The sequence below is a fragment of the Psychrobacter nivimaris genome (assembly GCF_009812035.1).
In the GTDB taxonomy this organism is placed as follows: domain Bacteria; phylum Pseudomonadota; class Gammaproteobacteria; order Pseudomonadales; family Moraxellaceae; genus Psychrobacter; species Psychrobacter nivimaris.
This window is the reverse complement of sequence record NZ_VZIZ01000034.1, coordinates 25768-45356: the sequence shown is the minus strand read 5'-3', so window position 1 is coordinate 45356 and position 19589 is coordinate 25768. Positions and strand designations below refer to the sequence as shown.

The following is a 19589-nucleotide window of genomic DNA, read 5'->3' as shown; positions in this document are numbered from 1 at the left end:
ACCTTGTTTCAAAATTGGCTTATATAAACCGCTATCTTTATAAGTACTGATTCTTACGAGTCGATGGTCTTTTTATCTTTAAATAAAGACGTCGCATAAGATGTCGTGATAGTCGTCTTCTTTTCATGGGCTACTTTTAGAGTCTGTCTCAGAACCTTACTCATACTTAATATATCTGCTCGAGCATCAGAGAAATTATCCATTGCGACCTTGGCGGCGCTTAGTTTAAGAATACAGACTGCTGCTGCACAGATAAATAGTACTGGTGAGTAGAGCGATGAAAACGGTGCTACAACTAGAGCTGTAATGATATTTAGCACCAACAGCAGTTTTGGTAACGCTGCTATATTCTTAAGGAATAATGACTGACGACTTTGGATATAGTTTTGTTTTGGCGTATAGTCAAGCCTATATAAATCCGATACATCGTCATCCTTGCTAAGCATACTAATGTATAACTTGCACTCGGTTTCCTTGTATCGAAATTATATTGAACTGACTATACAAACAAAAGGTTTCTCTCGTCCCCACAGCACCGGAAGCCATGACAAGGCACCAATTTCCCAAAAGTTTAAATGCATCAACCATGCACGTATTTTTCTGCTAAAACGTGGCTGATGGCTGTCATCTACTTGTTGATTGAGAGGCGATTGATCACGGCAGTAAGCCCACAACCGTCTAAGGATAAAAAATGCATAGCCTGTATAAACCACATATAGAGGGGCAAGCATTGACACGTTAGCGTTATTTACCAAAAGCATATCAGCCATCACCAGTAATGCGCAGATATGCAAAAGGATAAAGAACCCCGTGAAGTTTACCCAAGCACTTAACTGAGACAGATGAGCGCGTATATATGCTAGACGTTCACTCATACTTTTGGACTGTGAAACATATTGACTTGGAGAGTTGTACGGGACTGACAAGTAATCCGTGAGCACTTGCATATTGCCGTAGATCCAGCGTCGGCGTTGACATATTAGGTCATCTAGCGTGTTGGGCAGTAAACCCGTGGCAATGACTTCTGGCACAAATTGACTGCGAAAACCTTGTCGATGCATAAGTACGCCCATCTGAGCATCTTCAGTGATAGAAGCACCTGACCAGCCTCCTATACTCAAAAGATCCGAGCGTCGAATGACGGCGTAAGTACCCGTTGATAAGGCGCGATTGCGATTAAAAGGACGATACAGATGATGATTAAAATAGTGATTCAACTCGCTATGCGCATCTAGCTGTCCTTCATTACGATAAAACTGCGGAAATTGCAGTAGGGTATGCTCAGGATATTGAGCGATAGCCCGCGTAATAGAGGCTCTAGCATGTGGTAATGCTTGGTAATCACTATCGACCACCACAATGTGACTACAGTCTGGACTCATTAATCCAAGTGCCAAGTTCAAAGCACCCGCTTTGAATCCTTCGACACGATCAATATGATAAAAATGGACATTCAGCTCAGCGTCTAAGCTTTGGCAAAATGCTGCTAATGGCTTATATAACGACGTCTCTTTATTATTGTTATCGATAATCAATATTTCATCGCGTGCTTCTTTTACTGCTAATAACGACTTTATCGTGGCAATAACCAACTCTGGAGGCTCAGCTCGCGTCATTAATTGAAAACTGAGTGCTTCGTTAGTTAGAGCTTTTTGTGTGTTAGCAGTCATGTCTGGTCCTTAAGCATGTACAACAAATGAAATTTATATAAAAAGAATGCGCCTATAGACAATGTAAGTACTTGTATCCTCAGTCATTTAATGAATACCAGTGCATACTAATACAAAATTAAGTAATGATTTAGCCGATAATTGTTTGTGATAAATTAACTGTGTAAGTTGTACGTAATGTGACATAAAAACTTAGTATTTTAATCACGTAAAAATAGGGCGTTTTTTGATTGAGAAGGGGGTAGGTAACTGTGTTTTATTTTTGAGTTAGGGTAGTTAGCAAAAGGATAAAATGAGGAAAGAAGACGAGGATAAAAAAGCAGGAAGGCCTGCATCATTACGTTGAAGCACGACTGTGATGGGATAGAAAAGCACGACTAAAATCGTAGTTAGCTTCAGAAGCTAACTACGTTAATAAGTTTGAGATTAGATTATTTATATTGACGTTTAACTTAATGCTTAGCTAGCCCTGACTAAATTAAGTCAGTGCTAAGCCAGTGCTAAATGAGTGACACACCAGTTCCAGACAGCGTCGACAGTTGGTGTTGATGACGAACTCTTTTTGCGAACAAGATAATAATCTGGATCGACTGTTAGCGTTGACTCACTCACTTGCACCAATCTTCCTGCATTCAAATCTGCTTGTACAAACGCCTGACAAGCAATCGCAACGCCTTGACCTGCTAGCGCTGCATCTAAAGCCAATGCGGTCTGGTTAAATACAGCGCCGGCCAGCTTACCTGTGGTACCAAAAAATCGTGGCCAATGATGATGTGAGTCATGGAGCAATGGCATCTCTTGTAGCGCTTCTATTGACATGGGCAATTTTCTACTGGTTATCAGATGCGGGCTAGCTACGGCTACAAGCGTTTGTTTAAACAGCAGATGAGTATCAAATGCTGCAGGGAATGGTGGGCGTGTCAGGCGTACCGCGATATCTACCTGATCACGATCAAAGTCTGCAACGGACTCGGTCGCTACAGTACGCAACTCGACATCAGGAACCGCCGCAGTCAAAGCCGATAAGCGCGGCAGTAATAGCTTAGTGGCAAAAGTCGGCGTCACGCTGATAGTGACAGCCTTAGGTTCTCTGAGTAGCTGAGCTGTTGCTTTGTCCAAAATCTTAAAAGCGCGAGTGACTTCTGCAAAGTAAACAGAACCTTGGCTAGTGAGCGCCACGCCTCTTGGTAGTCTTTGAAACAAAGCAAAGCCGATATGCTCCTCTAGCATTCTTACCTGCTGAGCGACCGCGCCTTGTGTCACAAACAGCTCATCTGCCGCCGCCCGAAAATTAAGATGACGCCCAGCAGCTTCAAACGCACGTAAGGCATTGAGCGGTGGCAATGTACGATGGCTATTTGGCACTTTGTTTTCCTAGACTGTAGATTTTCTACAGTCTAGCATCTTTAATCATGATGTTAGGAATCTGATTTTATTGGTTATGATAAATGAAACGATAACTAATGGAGAAAGACAGATGAATAACATTACAACGACAAAAAAAGTAGCGCTTATCACAGCAGGCGGGTCAGGCATGGGTGCTGCCGCTGCTCGTAAACTTGTAGCTGATGGTTATTATGTCGCTATTTTATCTTCCTCTGGTAAAGGTGAGGCCTTCGCAAAGGAGCTGGGCGGCATTGGTGTTACTGGCTCCAACCTTATTAATGAAGATGTACAGCGCTTGGTTGATTCGGCGATGCAACAGTGGGGACGTATTGATGCGCTTGTGAATTCTGCTGGTCATGGCCCGCGCGCACCTATTTTAGACATCACTGATGAGGATTGGCATAAAGGGCTAGAGGTTTACTTTCTTAGTGCGGTACGTGCAATTCGTTTGGTCACGCCAATCATGGTGGCACAGGGTAGCGGTGCTATCATCAATATATCTACCTCTTGGGTAACGCAGCCGACTGCGCTTTTTCCTACGTCAACGGCTTTTCGTGCCAGCCTTGGCGCTTTTACCAAGATTTTTTCAGATGACTATGCAGCAAAAGGTGTGCGTATTAATAATGTCTTGCCTGGCTGGATTGATAGCTTGCCTGAAGTCGATGAGCGACGTGAGAGTGTGCCGATGGGACGTTATGGCACATCTGAAGAGGTCGCCTCAACGATTGCCTTTTTATTATCCGAAGCTTCTGGATATATCACTGGTCAGAATATACGGGTTGATGGTGGTGTCATTCGCTCTGTGTAACGAATCAATCAATACAAGCCTATTGATACAAGATAGTTAATACCAGACTGTTAGTACAAGCAATAAAACACTATCGACGCTAGATGCTTGAAAAAAGCAGCTCATCTATTTATTAAGGCCAATGTTATGTTTCGAGCATATGCTGCACTGGTGCTCCTCGGTGTCATCTGGGGGTCGAATTTTATTTTTATGAAATGGGCGACGGCTCTAATCAGTCCCTCACAAACCGTATTTTTACGCCTACTATTTGGGTTCTTACCATTGGTTGCCGTTGCTTGGCACAGCAAAGTAATTACTCGGGCGCAGTTACAGCATTTGCCACACTTTATAGTGATGTCAGTGCTCGCAACGTCTTTTTACTATTATGGATTTGTCGCAGGTACGGCGCTATTGCCCAGTAGCGTCGCAGGTCTATTAAGTGGCTCAATCCCTATATTTACCTTTTTGGGCGCGGCGCTGTTCTTACCTGAGGAGCGTCCGACCAAGCAAATGGCGATTGGACTTGCGCTAGGATTTGCTGGTATCGCATTAAGTGCGCGACCATGGCAAGGTGCTACTGGTGTCTCTCTCGTTGGCGTTTTGTGGATGTTGGCAGGGTCTCTGAGTGTGGGTGCATCTTTTGTGTATGCGCGGCGTTATCTGTCTCCTCTGAGATTGCCACCACTGGCGTTAGCCACTTGGCAAGTGGGGTTGGCTGTCATAACACTTTCGATACTCATTGATTTCGATGGTATAACCCAGCTGTCGACAGATACTAGGGCAATATGGGGAACGATACTTGGTCTGGGTGCTTTGGGTACTGGCGCTGCTTTTTTGATTTATTATTTTATTATCGAGACGTTGGGTTCGGTGCGGGCTGCTGGTGCTACTTATATTGCTCCAGTCGTTGCTGTTATCATTGGCGCGATAATCGGCGAGGACATCACCAGCTTAGAAATTATAGCGTTGGTACTGATTTTAAGTGGTGTCCTACTGATACAAACGGGTAGACAGGCTTCAGGTTAGCGGTAAGAAGGGTAAACTGTTAAGAATGCAATACGCATACTTATGACAAGCTAGTCGATGGTTTCATTCAAGCCTGAAACTGCTACTAGGTTTTTCGATACGCTTACAGCACTAGCACCACGACCAGCAACATGCCGACCATCAAATAACATTCGATGGTCGGCATGATTAACTCAATATTCTAATTATCTTACATTTTCTATATTCAGATCAGCCTATGTCTAAGCAGTAGCAGTGAAATGTTGGCTTAATTCCTGAATATGCTCAGGACCAATACCGCAGCAGCCGCCGATTAATGAAGCACCTTGTGCTTGCCACTTTTGTGCCCAGAGCAAATAGGCAGGCGGGGTCAAATCATCACGTACTTCATTAAGCGTATCATTTGCCGCCGCATTTTTTGGTTGCGGCGGGAAGGCATTGGCATAAGCGCCAAGTTTGATATGCTGCGCTTGTTTTGCTTGTAGGACAGTTTGTGCGACATCTAGTGCTTGCTCGATGACATCAGGTTGGCAGCAGTTAAAGAGTATCGCCTCGACATCGAGAGCAGCCATCGTTGCCACGGCTTCCTCGACGGTTTCTCCTGAACGCAGACGTGGTACATCGATATCCATACTGTCTTCTAAGGTAAAAGCTACCCATAGCGGTTTATTGTCCGTATCTAGCGTACTAAGTAGCTCACGAACAGCGATAGACTCGGCGATTAGACTCTGAGTCTCAGCGAGCCAAAAATCGACATACGGATTTAAACCTTTGATAAGTGGGGTGGCGATATCTTCTACGTGGTTAGCATCAAATAAGTCTGCACGGTAGGAGCCAAACAGTGGCGGGATAGAGCCTGCTACTTTGTTTGCTGCGCCTTCTAATGTCACTGCTGCACGTGCCACCTCGCCTGACGCCGCTGCCAAATCTTGTGCTTGCGCCGCAAAACGTTCCGCGCCGATATGAAAAGGTACTAACGCGTAACTGTTGGTCGTAATGACTGCCGCGCCGCTCTTGATATAAGCACGATGTACATCACGAACGATCTCTGGCGATTCTATCATTGCCAGTGCTGACCATTCAGGTTGACGAAACGGTGCACCGCGTTTCGCCAATTCTCGTCCCATGCCACCATCAATAATTGTGGTTGTATTTATTGGCATAACGAATCCTTCTTTATTGTGAGTAGACAAACCTGTAGAGGTGTTATTGTTAAAAATAGAGTTATTTAAAGGAGCGAAATACTAGGCGTAATAAGCGTCAGATGCAACCATAGGTTTGTTAGTGATGTTAATTTATAGCTCTTGGTATTTGGTTGTCCGATTTTGACACCGCTATCGCAAGATTTTTTTGATAACGTTTATATAAATTGCGAGTAAATAAGAATGAGCCATATAAATTAAGAGATATTTGTATAAAATTTATACTCGCGTACGCGCATAAAATTGGTTGATTAGGGTAATAGTAGGGTTCTGTACAAGTTTAGTGGACGGTGATTTTCGATGGTTTAATGTGGAAGAGCTAATAAAGATAGACTTATATCGGTTATAATTAATTGTTCATTAATAGTAAGACATTATTTAAAAAATATAACTATAAGGAATAGCTGTGGATTTTCCAATAAATATTGAGGCAAATATAGTTAGCCATAACGGAAATTTTTCTAGAAATATAACACTTCAAGGTGGCTTAACCATTATCATTGGACCAAATGGAAGTGGTAAGACTCATCTTCTGAGGAGTTTGAAACAGCCATTAGCTCCTGTAATGAATGGGAAAAAGGTTCGCTTTCTGTCTGCTGGAAGGCTAGGGCTTCTTGAAGAGTATCGCTCAGATTATGATGGTCATCGTAGTGGTTTCCCAAATTATGAAAATGCAAGCTTCGGTAGAAAAAGCGACGTATCAAGACGGCATCAAATGGAAACGCTTAATGGCGACTTTCAAACACTCTCTGAACGTGCTGATATATTGATCAAGGTTCAAGAACGTTTAAGAAAACTATTTAAACGGGATTTGATTATTGAATGGGATGGTGGAAGCTTAAAAGTTGTATTTGCACGTTTAGATATTACCTCCACACCATACTCGTCTGGACGAGAAGCATCTGGATTACTTCATCTTGTTGGTATTCTCGCAGCTTTATATGACGATGAAGTTGGAGCTATATTAATTGATGAACCTGAAGTTTCACTTCATCCACAACTTCAGTCATTTTTATTAAATGAGATTACTAACGCAGCTGGTCATCCTTCTGAAGGTGGGTATAAGAAATTAGTTATTATGGCTACACATTCAACAGAAATGCTTAGAATAGCTAAGTCAAATGACTTAGCATCGCTCATATTTTGTCATGATTTAGATAAGCCTCCTGTTCAGCTCGATCCCAACAATGGAGAGTTGAAAAACAAAAAGCTCCAAACTCTAATTGCTCGACTTGGACAAGAGCATAAGCTTTCATTATTTTGTAAACGACCCCTTTTAGTCGAAGGTCCAAGTGATGTCATGATTGCATCTTTCATTTCTAATAAACTTGAGCTTCATCTCGAAGCAGCAGGCTCTCAATTGCTGCCCGTAATTGGTAAAGGTCAAATGCCAGTGGTAACTAAATTCATGAGGCTCATCGGTAAAGAACCGGTGGTTCTTGCAGATGCAGATGCGTTTACAGATGACTTGGACTTAATCCGATGCTTTTTAGCCAACTCATCCACTGCAGATGCAGATGCTTCAAAGCTAGGAGCTCAGTCAGCCATGAAACTTGCATCTTCAACATATAGTGATTTTTGCTCATTAGTAAATGATAACTGGGAGGATATATCTAGGCAGGCTGAAATACACCCTTACTATACCAACGCTGGAGAATCAATTGATGAGAATGTCAAAAGAAGAGCTGTTTTTTGCACTCTATTCAGTCTGAGTAGCTCAGAAGTGAATGATCTAACTAACGCGGAAAAATGGTCATCCATGAAAGACCGTCTTACAGTTGTATTGCAACTATTGGAAAACTCAGGGTGTTTTATATTAAGAAAAGGTGCAATCGAATCGTATTACCAAGTCTCCGATATTTACACATCAGAAGGCAAGCCTACAGCAGCAGTAGATGAAATTGATCACTTAGATCAGCTTTCAGCTCAAAAGGTTAGAGAACAACTAGATGATTTGGTTCGTTGTATTGAGTACGCATCAGAAGGTAAACATATTAATGAGGCTGAGTCACTCAGGGATATCCTTCTTTCCATTGCTGCACCGGCAGTAGCTCGATTAAGCACAAACGATCAGGTAACCACTCAAGATATAAATATTTTAGCCAAAAGCATTCTTGGTGAACGAGCTAATATATTTAACTGTTCTGTTGAAAATGGGAAGTTAAAAATTGATATAGAAAGTAAAATTCTGAATATTTGTGGCTTTCCTGTGATAATAGATAAAAATGATGACGTAGTGAGAATTATTGAGCGTGTCTTGCTTAGTAATGCGTAATAAAGTGCTCAATGTGTTGAGCACTTATTGAAAAACTATTCATATAAGTCAAAAATAAAAAAGCAGACATCCTAGAATATCTGCTTTTTTTATTTCTATATTATGCTTCAAACAATTATTAAGCTTGAGGCGTGATCAAGTACTTCTCACCAGTCGCCTGTTTGCCATAAGCGGCGATTGATTTTAACTGTAGCGCTTCCTCTAGGGTCACTTCATGCGTGTAGCTGCTCGCAAAGGTGGTGGTGATTTCTTCTGCCACGCGTTTGCGCATGGACTGAACCGTTTCACTACCAAGCTTGCCAAGTGCATTGAACAGTAGGAAACCATTCACACCCCACGCAAAACCAAAGTTACGGTTTAAGGTGATCGGACCACGGTCTAAGGCGCCATAAATATAAGCTTGTTTAAAGGTGTTTGAGCCATAGACGCTGTATTCTTCTACGTCACGAGTGATAGCGGCTTCCATACAGTTTAGAATATCGCTGGTGAGCTTACCGCCACCGATAGGGTCAAACGAAATCGTAGCGCCTGTTTCAGTAATCGCGGCGGTCAAATCAGCAAGGAATGTCTCGCTGCTTGAGTTCACCACATACTTTGCGCCCATATCGCGCAATAGCTTTTCTTGCGAATCTTTACGTACGATATTCACCAAATCAACACCGTCTGCCATACAGATACGGTTTAGCATTTGACCAAGGCTAGAAGCGGCTGCTGCATGTACGATGGCTTTGTGGCCTTCAGCGCGCATGGTTTCGACCATTGCCAGTGAAGTGAGCGGGTTTACAAAAGACGATGCAGCCTCGGTAGCTGTCGTCCCGTCTTGCATTTCTATGCAGCTTCTTACATTGACACAGTGGTATTGACGATATGTACCGCCACCAATTACCGCAACCATTTTACCCATGAGTGCTTGTGCGGCTTCTGATGAGCCTGCTGCGACGACTGTACCAGCGCCTTCGTTACCGACAGGTGTGTCTTTATTTACCCGCGTTTTGAGTGATGGCATGAATTTCGCTGGCACATCAGCGGTAATGATCGGGCTGTCACCAGTGCCTGATTGTACAGCGGTTGACATATCAGCGGCGCTGAACATCACACCAAAGTCAGAGGGGTTCAATGGCATGGCTTCCATGCGAACGACAACTTCGTCGATACCTGGCTGCGGCATATCAATTTCTTGTAGAGCCAAGGTTAGTTTATTGTCTTCGCTGATGGTTGAAACCAGTTGTTTATTTTTATCGGTCATAAGATTTGCTCCTGCAAATAGTTAGATTTTTTAGACCAATCCCTTTACGGCATTGGTCGTTCTTTAGGTTATTGAATTTTAGTAATTTTCTTAATGTGGCTCATTTTTAGTGGCCACACTGCCACAGGTTATTTAGCGTTTGCGGCTTGGATTAGAGCTTTAACGTGTTGCATAAACTCAGGCATGTTTGCTTGACTGTCTGCCTGAACGCTTTTTGCAATGTCAGTTTTACTCATGGCTTTGTTCCATTCTTTCATGCCGTCCACTTCTGCCAGTACATCCCACTCAAGCTGAGTAGATCCAAAAGCGTTGACAATGGTGTTGACGTGATGCACATAGATGTCAGCCATGGTGAATTGCTCGCCTGCAATCCAAGGCGAAAATTGACATAAGCGATTCATAGCAATAATACCGCGGCCCAATACTTGACGGACTTCCTCTTTGACTGCGTTAGGTGCTTGAGTACCAGAAAATACATATGGAATCAGTCGGCGACTTGGTAGCTCAAAATACAGCTCTGCTATTTTCATAATCTGACGTACAGTCGCGCGTTCTGCTGCATCGGTAGGATATAGCGGCTTTTCAGGATACGTTTCTTCAAGGAAGTCACAAATCACGTTAGATTCTGACAGATTAAAACCGTCAGGCATGGTGATCGCAGGTACTTTACCCACTGGACTGACGGTTAGTAGATCATCGCTACCAGCGTATAAAAGGTCCTCTTGGAATGGGATACCCTTATATAAAAGAGCGTGTTTTACTATGTTGTAATAGTTGCTTGCAGCAAAGCCGTGCAAAGTAATCATAAGTCATTCTTCCATTGTTGACGTAAAAGTTATTTTTAATCGTGTTTTCATTGCAACGTTTAGGGCGTGTTTGATATTCACAAATAGGCACTGCTGATTGCTAAAACGGTTCCAGACAAGGCGTAAAACGACGGTAATGCTCGTGCCTTAACTAGATTTACAACACAGTATGGGGCAGTTTTAGCATCAGCTCCAATATAAACAGAAGGAGACAGGACTATTTTTTTGCCACTTCATTGTTAAAACATAGACGCTTAGAATGACTAAACTTACTATTTTTAACGTCGAACTGTCTAAAAAATAGTCTCTGTCAGTGCCATGGTCGAATATCAAGCACGCCCTAACTTAAACACATTATTACTGGTTTTAATGTGGTTATATATAAGGAATAACGTGAATCACTATTGCTTTTAAGACAATAATAAAGCGAAAATGCTCACATATTTATCTAAATGGAGAGGTCAGTTGGATCAATTACGTGCCATCAAGTATTTTAGCAAAGTCGTAGAAACGGGAAGTTTTACTAAGGCGGCAAATGCATTCAAAGTGCCGCCATCCTCACTATCAAGACGAGTATCTGATTTAGAAAAGAGCTTGGGCGCGACATTATTAAAGCGTTCGACTCGAATCGTTAAATTGACAGAAGTAGGGCAGGTCTATTACGACGATATGCAGCAAGTATTGGATCAGCTCGAACAAAGCAAAGAAACAGTACGCAGTTATCAAACGACACCAATGGGGTGTTTACGCATTAGCTCTATGGTAGGTTTTGGTGAAAAGATACTGCTACCATTGTTGGATGAGTTTGGTGAGTTGTATCCAGAGATTGTGCTAGATGTCAGTCTTAGTGATGAATTATCCGCATTAGGACGTGACGATGTCGACATTGCGATTCGCGGTGGTTATGCGCCAAATGAGCGCGTGCTTGCCATTAGGCTAATGGACAATGGGTTTATACCGGTTGCGTCGCCCAGTTATTTAGAGATGCATGGCGCACCTAGTCATGTGATGGAATTAAAGGAACATAAAGGCCTGTATTTTAAAGCCCCAAACGGGCCAACGCCTTGGCTCTGCTATGTGGACGATCAGTGGCATGATGTCTCAGGGCCAGCAGTGGCAATTTCAAACAATGGACCATGGCTTGCCAAAAAGGCTTGTGACGGGGAAGGGATTTTGATGTCCACTCGCTGGGCACTATCCTCATATCTTGAGTCAGGGGCATTGCAAGAGATTAAATTTGAGCATCCATTAGCAATCACGCAGCATGCTGATATGGCTATGTATCTACTGTATCAAAAGCAGCGCTATCTAGTACCAAAAGTAAAAGCCGCCGTCGATTTCTTGGTTGAGAGGATAAAAGTAGGAAGTGAGCGTTGATGTAAGGGAAGTGTGCTATCTACAACCTCATTACATTCATATTCGTATCAACACCTAAGAGGTTTGAGATACAATCGTCATAGAATATTATGACAGGCTACTCATTATATTCCTGATTGAAAATAACAGATAGCTCCTTGGCCGCCTCTCGCATCGCAGGCACATAGCTCAGTAGCTCATCCAAAGATTTTCTGACGATAGGACTATGAGTAAATACCGTGGCAAATGCGGGCTGGTCACCATTCGGAATAGGGACAGCACAGGCAACCATACCAGGAATAAACTCTTCATTATCTGTCCCTATCTGTGTCTTACGTACTTCAGCAATGGACGTCATTAGTTGTTTTTTATCAGTTTGAGTATGGGTCGTGAGCGCCTGTAACGATAGTCTTTCTACAATACGCTCGCACTTATTATCTGCCAACTGCGTCAATAATAGTTTACCACTGGCACAGGCCCAGATAGGTATATTGGTTCCAGTAGGTAACTGTATTTGGATAGGCCAGTCAGATATCACACGATCGATATACACCACTTCTAAGTCTTGCAACACCGCAATCCCTACCGACTCACCAATTTTGGCTGAAAGCTGTTGTAATATCGCCAACCTTTCCGCTTTAAAAGGACTGTTTTTCCATAGGTCTAAAGCTAGGTCGTGCGTTCTTTTTCCGCAGGTTACTTTTCCATGCAAATCCAATTGGACAAATTGAAGCGGTTGTAGCTGATTTAACAATCGGTACATACTAGGTACAGGGATGTCCAATGTTTCTGCTAAGTCAATAACGCCCATAGGCTTAGCAGATCTGGCCAATACTTCTACGATTTGCAAAACTCGCTCGACGCTTGAGCCCTTTTTTTTGACATTATGCATAGTTCACTTTGCATCCTTAACTGTGCGTTCAAGAAGATCACTCATCATGTTCATCACATATTTCTGTATTCATATCTTGTCATATCGAAAGTGTTCTGATAAGTTACATAACGATAATCATAGTTCTCGATATATGAAATAAAATTATAAATAGCCATACCAATATAAAACAAATCATAAACTTTTATCTGCTAAAAATAATAAAACGTAAGAGGTTGTAATAATGTTAGATTTAGCAAATATGACGCCGACAGAGGTCAGAGCGTTAATCAGTAAAAATGAACTTAACAAGCCGACTTCTGGCATGTGTAAAGGTCACATACAAGCAAACTTAGTCATAGTGCCCAAAAATTTAGCCTATGATTTTTTATTGTTTGCACAAAGAAACCCAAAGTCTTGTCCTATTTTAGATGTAACAGATGTCGGTAGCGCAGAGCCACGTCTCATGGCAAAAGGCGCAGACTTGAGATCTGATGTCCCAAAGTATCGGATATACAAATTTGGCGAATTAGTGGCTGAGGTGTCAGATCTAAAAGACTACTGGAGAGAGGATTTGGTCTGCTTTCTTTTAGGATGCAGTTTTTCCTTTGAGTCTGCCATGCTAAATGCGTCTATTCCTATTAGACATATCGAAGACAATCACAATGTGCCAATGTATATCACAAACATAGAGACTGAGCCTGCAGGACAGTTTCATGGGAAAATGGTGGTTAGCATGCGGCCAATACCTTATCCATTAATCACCAGAGCCGTCCAAGCCACCTCTCGATTTCCGCAAGTCCACGGCGCGCCTATTCATATCGGAGACCCTAGTGTCATCGGTATAACCGACATTCATGCGCCTGATTTTGGTGATGCATCCATCATAAAAGAAGGCGAAGCCCCTGTATTTTGGGCTTGCGGTGTGACGCCGCAAAGTATCGCTATGACTAGTAAGCCTGCGCTGATGATAACGCATTCACCAGGACATATGTTTATCTGCGACCCAAGAGATGAAGACTTGGCAGTTCTATAATTTCTGCTGACAACAGCACTTTTAATACGCATAGAGATAATTAATTTCAAACTATTATTTTAATAAGCCAATCAATAAATTGTCACATATCGTTCAACAATCACACTTTACATACATCACTAGGTACGAATTTTTTATAAAAAATAATTGTTCACTTTCACTCTAACGGAATAGCCAATCATATGAATATCAATTTCACGGATCTTGAAAAACTGATCAAACTTGCAGAATGCGCCGATATAAAATCTCTAGAAGTCACTGATGGTGATGCACGTATTTCTATCGTTTGCCAATCTGACGACAACCAAAGTAGTGGCAATCATATCGCTCATACTCCCAACCCAAGGGCGTCTCATTCAGAGTCTCAAACCGAAACCACTCAAAACAGTACGGATAATAATACCAATGTAGACAGTGATCGTAGTGATAAAACTGCGAATACAGAGGTGGAGAAATCCCAAATAATAGCGCCTATGCTAGGTACATTTTATCTTCGCTCTGAGCCGACAGCAGAAGTGTTTTTTCAGGTAGGAGATAAGGTGGAAGTAGGGCAGACACTATGCATCATTGAAGCCATGAAAATGATGTATGAAGTCAAAGCAGAAACTGCGTGTACGCTTAAAGAGATTTTGGTCGATGAAGGTGATGTCGTAGAGTATGCCCAGCCCTTATTTGTTATAGAGCCAAACAGTTAAAGCCACTCAATAGCCGCTCAATATTGTATAGACGCTGCACAAACACTGTATTTGACACTATATTTTTAAGGGAATAAACATGTTCACAAAAATCTTAATTGCCAATCGCGGCGAGATTGCTCTACGTATTATCCGAGCTTGCAAACAGCTAGGTATTAAGTCCGTCATTGCCCATTCTGAATCAGACAAAGACTCGTTACCCGTGCGCCTAGCCGATGAAGCAGTATGCATCGGGCCTGCCAATGCCACACACAGTTATCTTAACCAACGAGCGATCGTGTCCGCTGCAAAGCTTACCAACGCGCAAGCCATCCATCCAGGCTATGGCTTTTTGTCTGAAAACGCTGACTTTGCAGCCTTGATTGAAGATTCAGGTCTCACGTTTATTGGTCCAACGGCTGACAATATCAGAAATATGGGCGACAAAGTTGAAGCCAAAAAACAAATGACGATGGCTGGCGTGCCTTGTGTACCTGGATCGAATGGCGCATTGCCTGCTGATTCAGAGCAAGTTATCAAGATTGCCAATGAGGTCGGTTATCCAGTCATTATCAAGGCGGCAAGCGGCGGCGGTGGGCGCGGGATGCGTGTGGTCGAAAAAGAAGCCGACTTACTCTCCGCTATCTCTATGACACAAACAGAGGCCAAAGCCAATTTTGGTAGTTCCATTGTCTATCTTGAAAAATACCTACAAGCACCGCGTCATATCGAAGTGCAAGTCATGTCCGATACTCACGGCAATGCTATTTATTTAGGCGAGCGTGATTGCTCTATGCAGCGTCGTCATCAAAAAGTCATTGAAGAAGCGCCAGCACCCGGTATCACCGAAGAGCAGCGTCAGAAAATCGGCCAAGCCTGTGTCACGGCTTGTGAGCAAATGCAGTATAGAGGTGCAGGCACATTTGAGTTTTTATATGAAAATGGCGAGTTCTTCTTTATCGAGATGAATACTCGTGTGCAAGTTGAGCACACCATTACTGAGATGGTGACGGGTGTTGATATTGTGCAAGAACAGATCAGAGTGGCGGCAGGGCTTCCACTGGCATATAAGCAAAGTGATATCGCCATTATCGGACACGCTTTTGAGTGTCGTATCAATGCCGAAAACGCGCAGACATTTTTACCAAATGCTGGACGCATAGACTACTGCCACATGCCAGCAGGGTTTGGTATCAGAGTGGATAGTCATGCTGAATCGAACTACACCGTGCCGCCATCTTATGACAGTTTGATTGCCAAGATATGTGTACAAGATCGTTCAAGAGAAAAAGCGATAGAAAAAATGCGCGCGGCATTATCAGAAGCGCAAATCACCGGTATTGATACCAATATTGGTCTGCATCAGCGACTCTTCGAAGATGAGGTGTTTTGTGAAGGTCAAATGAGCATCCATTATCTAGAACAGTGGATACAAGACAATATATAAATCAGGTCTTGCCCGCAAAAGCGAAAACCAAATCTGACATTAGCGTCAGAAGCGTCAGAATCAAGATATATAGTCGGTTCAATATAATTTGGATACGAGGAAGGCGAGTGAAAGTACTACAAGTCGTAGACTAAGCGAGCCTGATACCGTATCCAATTTATAGAGGATTTGACTATAGCAAATACAAAGTAATGGAGTGCGTACTAATGGAACTACAATGGCAACTATGCAGTGAAACCAATCTAGCGTTGTTTTTTCCTAAACCAACCACCTTAGACAAACAACAAAAATGCTGGGCTTTATCAGACAGCATCCAGAAAATGCCAGAAGTCATCGAAGTGGTGATTGGTATGAATACGCTCAGTGTATTCATCGTGCCATTAACTTGGGCTGAGCTGAATACCTTCAAAGATAGGCTGTCAGACCTACTCAATGATCTCCCTTCAAAAACCATCCAAGGCAAACACGTCGAGATCCCAGTACATTACGGTGGAAAATATGGTCCTGATTTGGTAGCCATGGCGAATGACTTAAATCTCTCGGTCGAAGCCGTTGTTGAGCTACATACCAAAGCCACTTATACCGTTTACTTTATCGGTTTTCAGCCAGGATTCCCTTATCTTGGCGGCTTGTCTGAGTCGCTGTATTTCCCAAGACACGCCATCCCTAGAACTCAAGTACCCGCAGGCTCAGTGGGTATAGGCGGCGAGCAGACAGGGGTTTATCCTTTTGAGTCTCCAGGCGGTTGGCAGTTACTCGGCCAGACGGATACTGCTTTATTTGATTTAACCAAGTCTTCTCCGACGTTGCTTAACGCAGGCGATACTTTGACATTTAAAGCGATTGATATTCATCAATAAGCGACAAATAAAAAAAGATGCATGAATCAAAAAGACCAATAAACAGGTGGTATCGATGAAAATTTTAACCGCGAGTGCCCTTGCCAGTATTCAGGATTCGGGACGACTGGGTTACCGCAGTATGGGTGTCGGTAGAAATGGCGTGATGGACAGCTGGGCGCTACAAGCCGGTAATGCTTTGATGAAAAATGAGGCAAACGAACCCGCTATCGAAATAGCGCTGGGTGAGCTAACCATCCAGTTTGAAGAAAACGTCAGCTTCTGCTTAACAGGCGCTTTATACGAAGCCTATCTAGACGACAAACGCATTCCTTGCTATTGGCGTATCAATGCGACAGCTGGGCAAACGCTCAAACTTTTGCGTCCGCTACAAGGCATGTATACCTATCTATGTGTGCATGGCGGCTTTGATATCGAGCCAGTGTTGCAGTCAGTCAGCACCAATCTCAAAGCAGGATTTGGCGGATTTGAGGGTAGATATTTAAAAGCCGATGACAGCTTGGCAGTAAAGACTGAATCAAGTCTGCCTGTGATTGGGGTAGCCCGTCTTGCCCCAACCGAGGTTATTCGAGTGATAAAAAGCAGTGAATACGACTGCTTCACTGAGTCGTCTAAACAAGCATTTGAGACACAGCCATGGAAACTACAAAGCAGTAGCAACCGTATGGGCTACCGTTTGGAGGGAGCTACAGCACTTGAGTTTAGTAAGCCAGTAGAAATGAGCTCACATGGTGTTGATATTGGCATGGTTCAGGTGCCACCACAAGGACAACCGATTGTGTTAATGGCAGATGGGCAGACGACGGGTGGCTATCCTAAAATCGCAACCGTTATTAATGCAGACATAGGGCTGATGGCACAGATTAGATTTGGCAAAGCCTGTCAGTTCGTCGTTGTGTCGTTAGAGCAGGCGCTGCGTGAACAACAGAAAAGACAACATTACATCGATCAAATAAAGGAGTATGCCAATGAAAATTGATTTAAATGCTGATGTGGCTGAAGGCTGCGGGCAAGATGATAAGTTACTAACGATTGTTAGCTCAGCGAATGTCTGCTGCGGTCTTCATGCTGGTTCTTACAGCGAGATGCTAGCCACGTTGCAATTGGCAAAAGAAAACAATGTGAGCGTAGGCGCGCATCCTGGTCTAAACGATAGAGAAAACTTTGGTCGTATTCATGAGCCGTTAAGTGAAGCCGATTATCGTGCGTTATTGGTATATCAATTGGGCGCGACTAAAGCGCTCTGTGACTTGGTCGGCGTGACTTTGGACTATGTAAAACCGCATGGTGCGTTGTACAACCAAGCCGCCATTGATGAAAATTTATCAGATATTTTGGTAAGCGAAATCAAACGATTTGATCCAAGTCTAAAGGTCATGGGTTTGTCTGGTGGTTATCTGGTTAAAGCAGCCAAAAAGCAGGGTTTAGCCTCGATATCAGAAGTGTTTGCCGATAGGAACTATGAGAAAGACGGCTCACTGGTCTCTCGTAGCAAAGATAACGCCTTAATCACTGACACAGATGAAGCCGTTAAACATGTGTTGCAGATGATCACTGAAGGAACCGTCACCAGTGTCTGCGGTCAAACTGTACCAGTAGAAGCGCAAAGTATCTGCCTACATGGTGATGGTGAACACGCTATTTTATTCGCGCGAGAAATAAAGAAACAACTAGAGCTCCAAGGTATCACTATATCTGCCCATTAAATATCCACCCACTAATCATTTGATTAAATAATCCCATATAGAACAAGGATGTTTATGAGCACCATAAAAAAACATAATACCGCCATTTTAGGCGCGGCCTTCCTGATGGCCACATCAGCAGTAGGGCCAGGGTTTTTGACCCAAACGGCCACATTTACCGAAAGCCTAATGGCAAGTTTCGGCTTTGTTATCTTAATCTCTATTGTTATGGACATCGGCGTCCAGCTTAACGTTTGGCGAGTAGTCGCAGTCTCCAAAAAACGTGCACAGGAAATCGCCAACTTGGTGTTTCCTGGTGTCGGTTACTTGCTCTCGTTCTTAATCATTGCGGGTGGTCTGGCTTTTAATATTGGTAATATTGGCGGTGCCGGACTTGGCATGCAGTCCATGTTCAACATATCGCCCATCACAGGCGCCCTGATCAGTGGTGTGATTGCCGTCGCCATATTTTTAGGCCGAGAAACTGGGCCTATGATGGATAAGTTCGCTCAGTTAATGGGCTTTATCCTGATTGTATTGGTCATTTATGTGGTTTTCAAATCTGATCCACCATTAGCAGAAGCCGTCAGCAAAACGATCATGCCTGACAAAATTGATGCAGTGGCTATCGTGACGCTAGTCGGCGGTACGGTTGGTGGTTATATTACTTTCTCAGGTGCGCATCGTTTATTGGAAGCAGGCGTCAGCGGAGAAGAGAATTTAAAATCAGTGACCAGAAGCTCGGTCTCTGGTATTTTGATTGCCTCTGTTATTCGCGTATTTTTATTCCTTGCCGTATTAGGCGTGGTATCTCAAGGCTTTGCATTGGATCCCGCCAACCCAGCCATGTCGCCGTTTCAGTACATTCTAGGAAATGCGGGTAAAGTTATTTTTGGTATGGTGATTTGGGCGGCGTCTGTGACCTCGGTGATTGGTGCTGCTTATACTTCTGTGTCTTTTATGACCAACTTTCATCCGTTCATTGAGACTTATAAACGCTACTTCATTATTGGTTTCATCGTTATCTCAACGTTGGTGTTTGCCACTATCGGTAAACCGGCTCAAGTATTGGTATTGGTTGGTACGTTAAATGGTTTGGTATTGCCTATCGCCATGGTCATTATCCTGATTGCCGCCTACAGAAAAAATATCGTTGGCAATTATAAGCATCCGATTTGGATTGCGGCATTTGGTTGGTTAATCGCCATTGTGATGAGTATCCTAAGTGTCATGACCATTGCTAAATATCTGGGCATGAGTTAAAAAATTAAGATAAGGAATGT

18 protein-coding genes are annotated in these 19589 nt (G+C 43.2%); 11 read left to right on the top strand and 7 right to left on the bottom strand.

Annotated features, from left to right (window positions below; genetic code table 11):
* Positions 1-53 precede the first annotated feature (53 nt).
* The 3 genes from FQV37_RS11900 to FQV37_RS11890 form a co-directional block, all read right to left on the bottom strand.
* The gene (locus FQV37_RS11900) at positions 54-446 is read right to left on the bottom strand and encodes a hypothetical protein (RefSeq protein ID WP_160023251.1); all 393 of its coding nucleotides are present in this window, start codon (positions 444-446) and stop codon (positions 54-56) included.
* 39 nt (positions 447-485) lie between these two features.
* A complete protein-coding gene (locus tag FQV37_RS11895) occupies positions 486-1670 on the bottom strand; it encodes a glycosyltransferase family 2 protein (RefSeq protein WP_160023249.1) in 1185 nt (394 codons plus the stop codon).
* Positions 1671-2159: 489 nt separating this feature from the next.
* On the bottom strand, positions 2160-3035 hold the full coding sequence (locus FQV37_RS11890; protein WP_160023247.1) for a LysR substrate-binding domain-containing protein: 876 nt from the start codon (positions 3033-3035) through the stop codon (positions 2160-2162).
* A 112-nt stretch (positions 3036-3147) separates the two neighbouring features.
* On the opposite strand from FQV37_RS11890, the gene FQV37_RS11885 reads away from it, so the two are divergent.
* Together FQV37_RS11885 and FQV37_RS11880 are read left to right on the top strand one after the other, a co-directional pair.
* Entirely contained in the window at positions 3148-3864 is a 717-nt protein-coding gene (locus FQV37_RS11885; protein ID WP_160023245.1) for an SDR family oxidoreductase, read from the top strand.
* Positions 3865-3990: 126 nt separating this feature from the next.
* The gene (locus FQV37_RS11880; protein WP_160023243.1) at positions 3991-4869 is read left to right on the top strand and encodes a DMT family transporter; all 879 of its coding nucleotides are present in this window, start codon (positions 3991-3993) and stop codon (positions 4867-4869) included.
* 221 nt (positions 4870-5090) lie between these two features.
* On the opposite strand, the gene FQV37_RS11875 is transcribed toward FQV37_RS11880, so the two are convergent.
* On the bottom strand, positions 5091-6011 hold the full coding sequence (locus FQV37_RS11875) for a homocysteine S-methyltransferase family protein (protein ID WP_205962092.1): 921 nt from the start codon (positions 6009-6011) through the stop codon (positions 5091-5093).
* Between the two features lie 445 nt (positions 6012-6456).
* Here FQV37_RS11875 and FQV37_RS11870 point away from each other — a divergent pair, with 445 nt between their 5' ends.
* On the top strand, positions 6457-8325 hold the full coding sequence (locus FQV37_RS11870) for an ATP-dependent nuclease (protein ID WP_160023241.1): 1869 nt from the start codon (positions 6457-6459) through the stop codon (positions 8323-8325).
* A 118-nt stretch (positions 8326-8443) separates the two neighbouring features.
* Here the strand turns inward: FQV37_RS11870 and FQV37_RS11865 are convergent, their stop codons facing one another.
* Positions 8444-9571 (bottom strand): zinc-binding dehydrogenase, encoded by a 1128-nt coding sequence (locus FQV37_RS11865; protein ID WP_160023239.1) that lies wholly within the window; start codon positions 9569-9571, stop codon positions 8444-8446.
* Between the two features lie 128 nt (positions 9572-9699).
* Entirely contained in the window at positions 9700-10377 is a 678-nt protein-coding gene (locus tag FQV37_RS11860; protein WP_160023237.1) for a glutathione S-transferase family protein, read from the bottom strand.
* A gap of 465 nt (positions 10378-10842) precedes the next feature.
* Here FQV37_RS11860 and FQV37_RS11855 point away from each other — a divergent pair, with 465 nt between their 5' ends.
* Positions 10843-11754, top strand: coding sequence for a LysR family transcriptional regulator (locus tag FQV37_RS11855; RefSeq protein WP_160023235.1), 912 nt, complete (start codon positions 10843-10845; stop codon positions 11752-11754).
* 97 nt (positions 11755-11851) lie between these two features.
* Here FQV37_RS11855 and FQV37_RS11850 read toward each other — a convergent pair whose 3' ends face one another.
* Entirely contained in the window at positions 11852-12625 is a 774-nt protein-coding gene (locus FQV37_RS11850) for an IclR family transcriptional regulator (RefSeq protein ID WP_160023233.1), read from the bottom strand.
* Positions 12626-12848: 223 nt separating this feature from the next.
* On the opposite strand from FQV37_RS11850, the gene FQV37_RS11845 reads away from it, so the two are divergent.
* From FQV37_RS11845 to FQV37_RS11815, 7 genes are all read left to right on the top strand, one after another.
* Entirely contained in the window at positions 12849-13640 is a 792-nt protein-coding gene (locus tag FQV37_RS11845) for a putative hydro-lyase (protein WP_160023231.1), read from the top strand.
* 182 nt (positions 13641-13822) lie between these two features.
* The gene (accB, locus tag FQV37_RS11840) at positions 13823-14335 is read left to right on the top strand and encodes an acetyl-CoA carboxylase biotin carboxyl carrier protein (protein ID WP_160023229.1); all 513 of its coding nucleotides are present in this window, start codon (positions 13823-13825) and stop codon (positions 14333-14335) included.
* Positions 14336-14414: 79 nt separating this feature from the next.
* Positions 14415-15761, top strand: a complete 1347-nt coding sequence (accC, locus tag FQV37_RS11835; protein WP_160023227.1) for an acetyl-CoA carboxylase biotin carboxylase subunit — start codon at positions 14415-14417, stop codon at positions 15759-15761.
* Between the two features lie 206 nt (positions 15762-15967).
* Complete coding sequence (gene pxpB / locus FQV37_RS11830) at positions 15968-16621, top strand: 5-oxoprolinase subunit PxpB (protein WP_160023225.1); 654 nt, start codon at positions 15968-15970, stop codon at positions 16619-16621.
* A 55-nt stretch (positions 16622-16676) separates the two neighbouring features.
* Positions 16677-17600: a 5-oxoprolinase subunit C family protein gene (locus FQV37_RS11825; RefSeq protein ID WP_160023223.1), complete on the top strand. Its 924-nt coding sequence runs from the start codon at positions 16677-16679 to the stop codon at positions 17598-17600.
* Positions 17590-18327, top strand: coding sequence for a 5-oxoprolinase subunit PxpA (pxpA, locus tag FQV37_RS11820; RefSeq protein WP_160023221.1), 738 nt, complete (start codon positions 17590-17592; stop codon positions 18325-18327). The genes FQV37_RS11825 and pxpA overlap by 11 nt, the downstream gene beginning before the upstream one ends.
* A 54-nt stretch (positions 18328-18381) precedes the next feature.
* Positions 18382-19569: an NRAMP family divalent metal transporter gene (locus FQV37_RS11815; RefSeq protein WP_160023219.1), complete on the top strand. Its 1188-nt coding sequence runs from the start codon at positions 18382-18384 to the stop codon at positions 19567-19569.
* Positions 19570-19589 lie beyond the last annotated feature (20 nt).

What these genes read in the sequence shown, in the direction of transcription:
- FQV37_RS11825 (WP_160023223.1), top strand. Translation starts at nt 16,677, where the DNA reads ATGAAAATTTTAACCGCGAGTGCCCTTGCCAGTATTCAGGATTCGGGA.
- FQV37_RS11845 (WP_160023231.1), top strand. Translation starts at nt 12,849, where the DNA reads ATGTTAGATTTAGCAAATATGACGCCGACAGAGGTCAGAGCGTTAATC.
- FQV37_RS11895 (WP_160023249.1), bottom strand. Translation starts at nt 1,670, where the DNA reads ATGACTGCTAACACACAAAAAGCTCTAACTAACGAAGCACTCAGTTTT.
- pxpA (WP_160023221.1), top strand. Translation starts at nt 17,590, where the DNA reads ATGAAAATTGATTTAAATGCTGATGTGGCTGAAGGCTGCGGGCAAGAT.
- FQV37_RS11880 (WP_160023243.1), top strand. Translation starts at nt 3,991, where the DNA reads ATGTTTCGAGCATATGCTGCACTGGTGCTCCTCGGTGTCATCTGGGGG.
- FQV37_RS11900 (WP_160023251.1), bottom strand. Translation starts at nt 446, where the DNA reads ATGCTTAGCAAGGATGACGATGTATCGGATTTATATAGGCTTGACTAT.
- FQV37_RS11850 (WP_160023233.1), bottom strand. Translation starts at nt 12,625, where the DNA reads ATGCATAATGTCAAAAAAAAGGGCTCAAGCGTCGAGCGAGTTTTGCAA.
- FQV37_RS11860 (WP_160023237.1), bottom strand. Translation starts at nt 10,377, where the DNA reads ATGATTACTTTGCACGGCTTTGCTGCAAGCAACTATTACAACATAGTA.
- accC (WP_160023227.1), top strand. Translation starts at nt 14,415, where the DNA reads ATGTTCACAAAAATCTTAATTGCCAATCGCGGCGAGATTGCTCTACGT.
- FQV37_RS11875 (WP_205962092.1), bottom strand. Translation starts at nt 6,011, where the DNA reads ATGCCAATAAATACAACCACAATTATTGATGGTGGCATGGGACGAGAA.
- pxpB (WP_160023225.1), top strand. Translation starts at nt 15,968, where the DNA reads ATGGAACTACAATGGCAACTATGCAGTGAAACCAATCTAGCGTTGTTT.
- FQV37_RS11885 (WP_160023245.1), top strand. Translation starts at nt 3,148, where the DNA reads ATGAATAACATTACAACGACAAAAAAAGTAGCGCTTATCACAGCAGGC.
- accB (WP_160023229.1), top strand. Translation starts at nt 13,823, where the DNA reads ATGAATATCAATTTCACGGATCTTGAAAAACTGATCAAACTTGCAGAA.
- FQV37_RS11865 (WP_160023239.1), bottom strand. Translation starts at nt 9,571, where the DNA reads ATGACCGATAAAAATAAACAACTGGTTTCAACCATCAGCGAAGACAAT.
- FQV37_RS11815 (WP_160023219.1), top strand. Translation starts at nt 18,382, where the DNA reads ATGAGCACCATAAAAAAACATAATACCGCCATTTTAGGCGCGGCCTTC.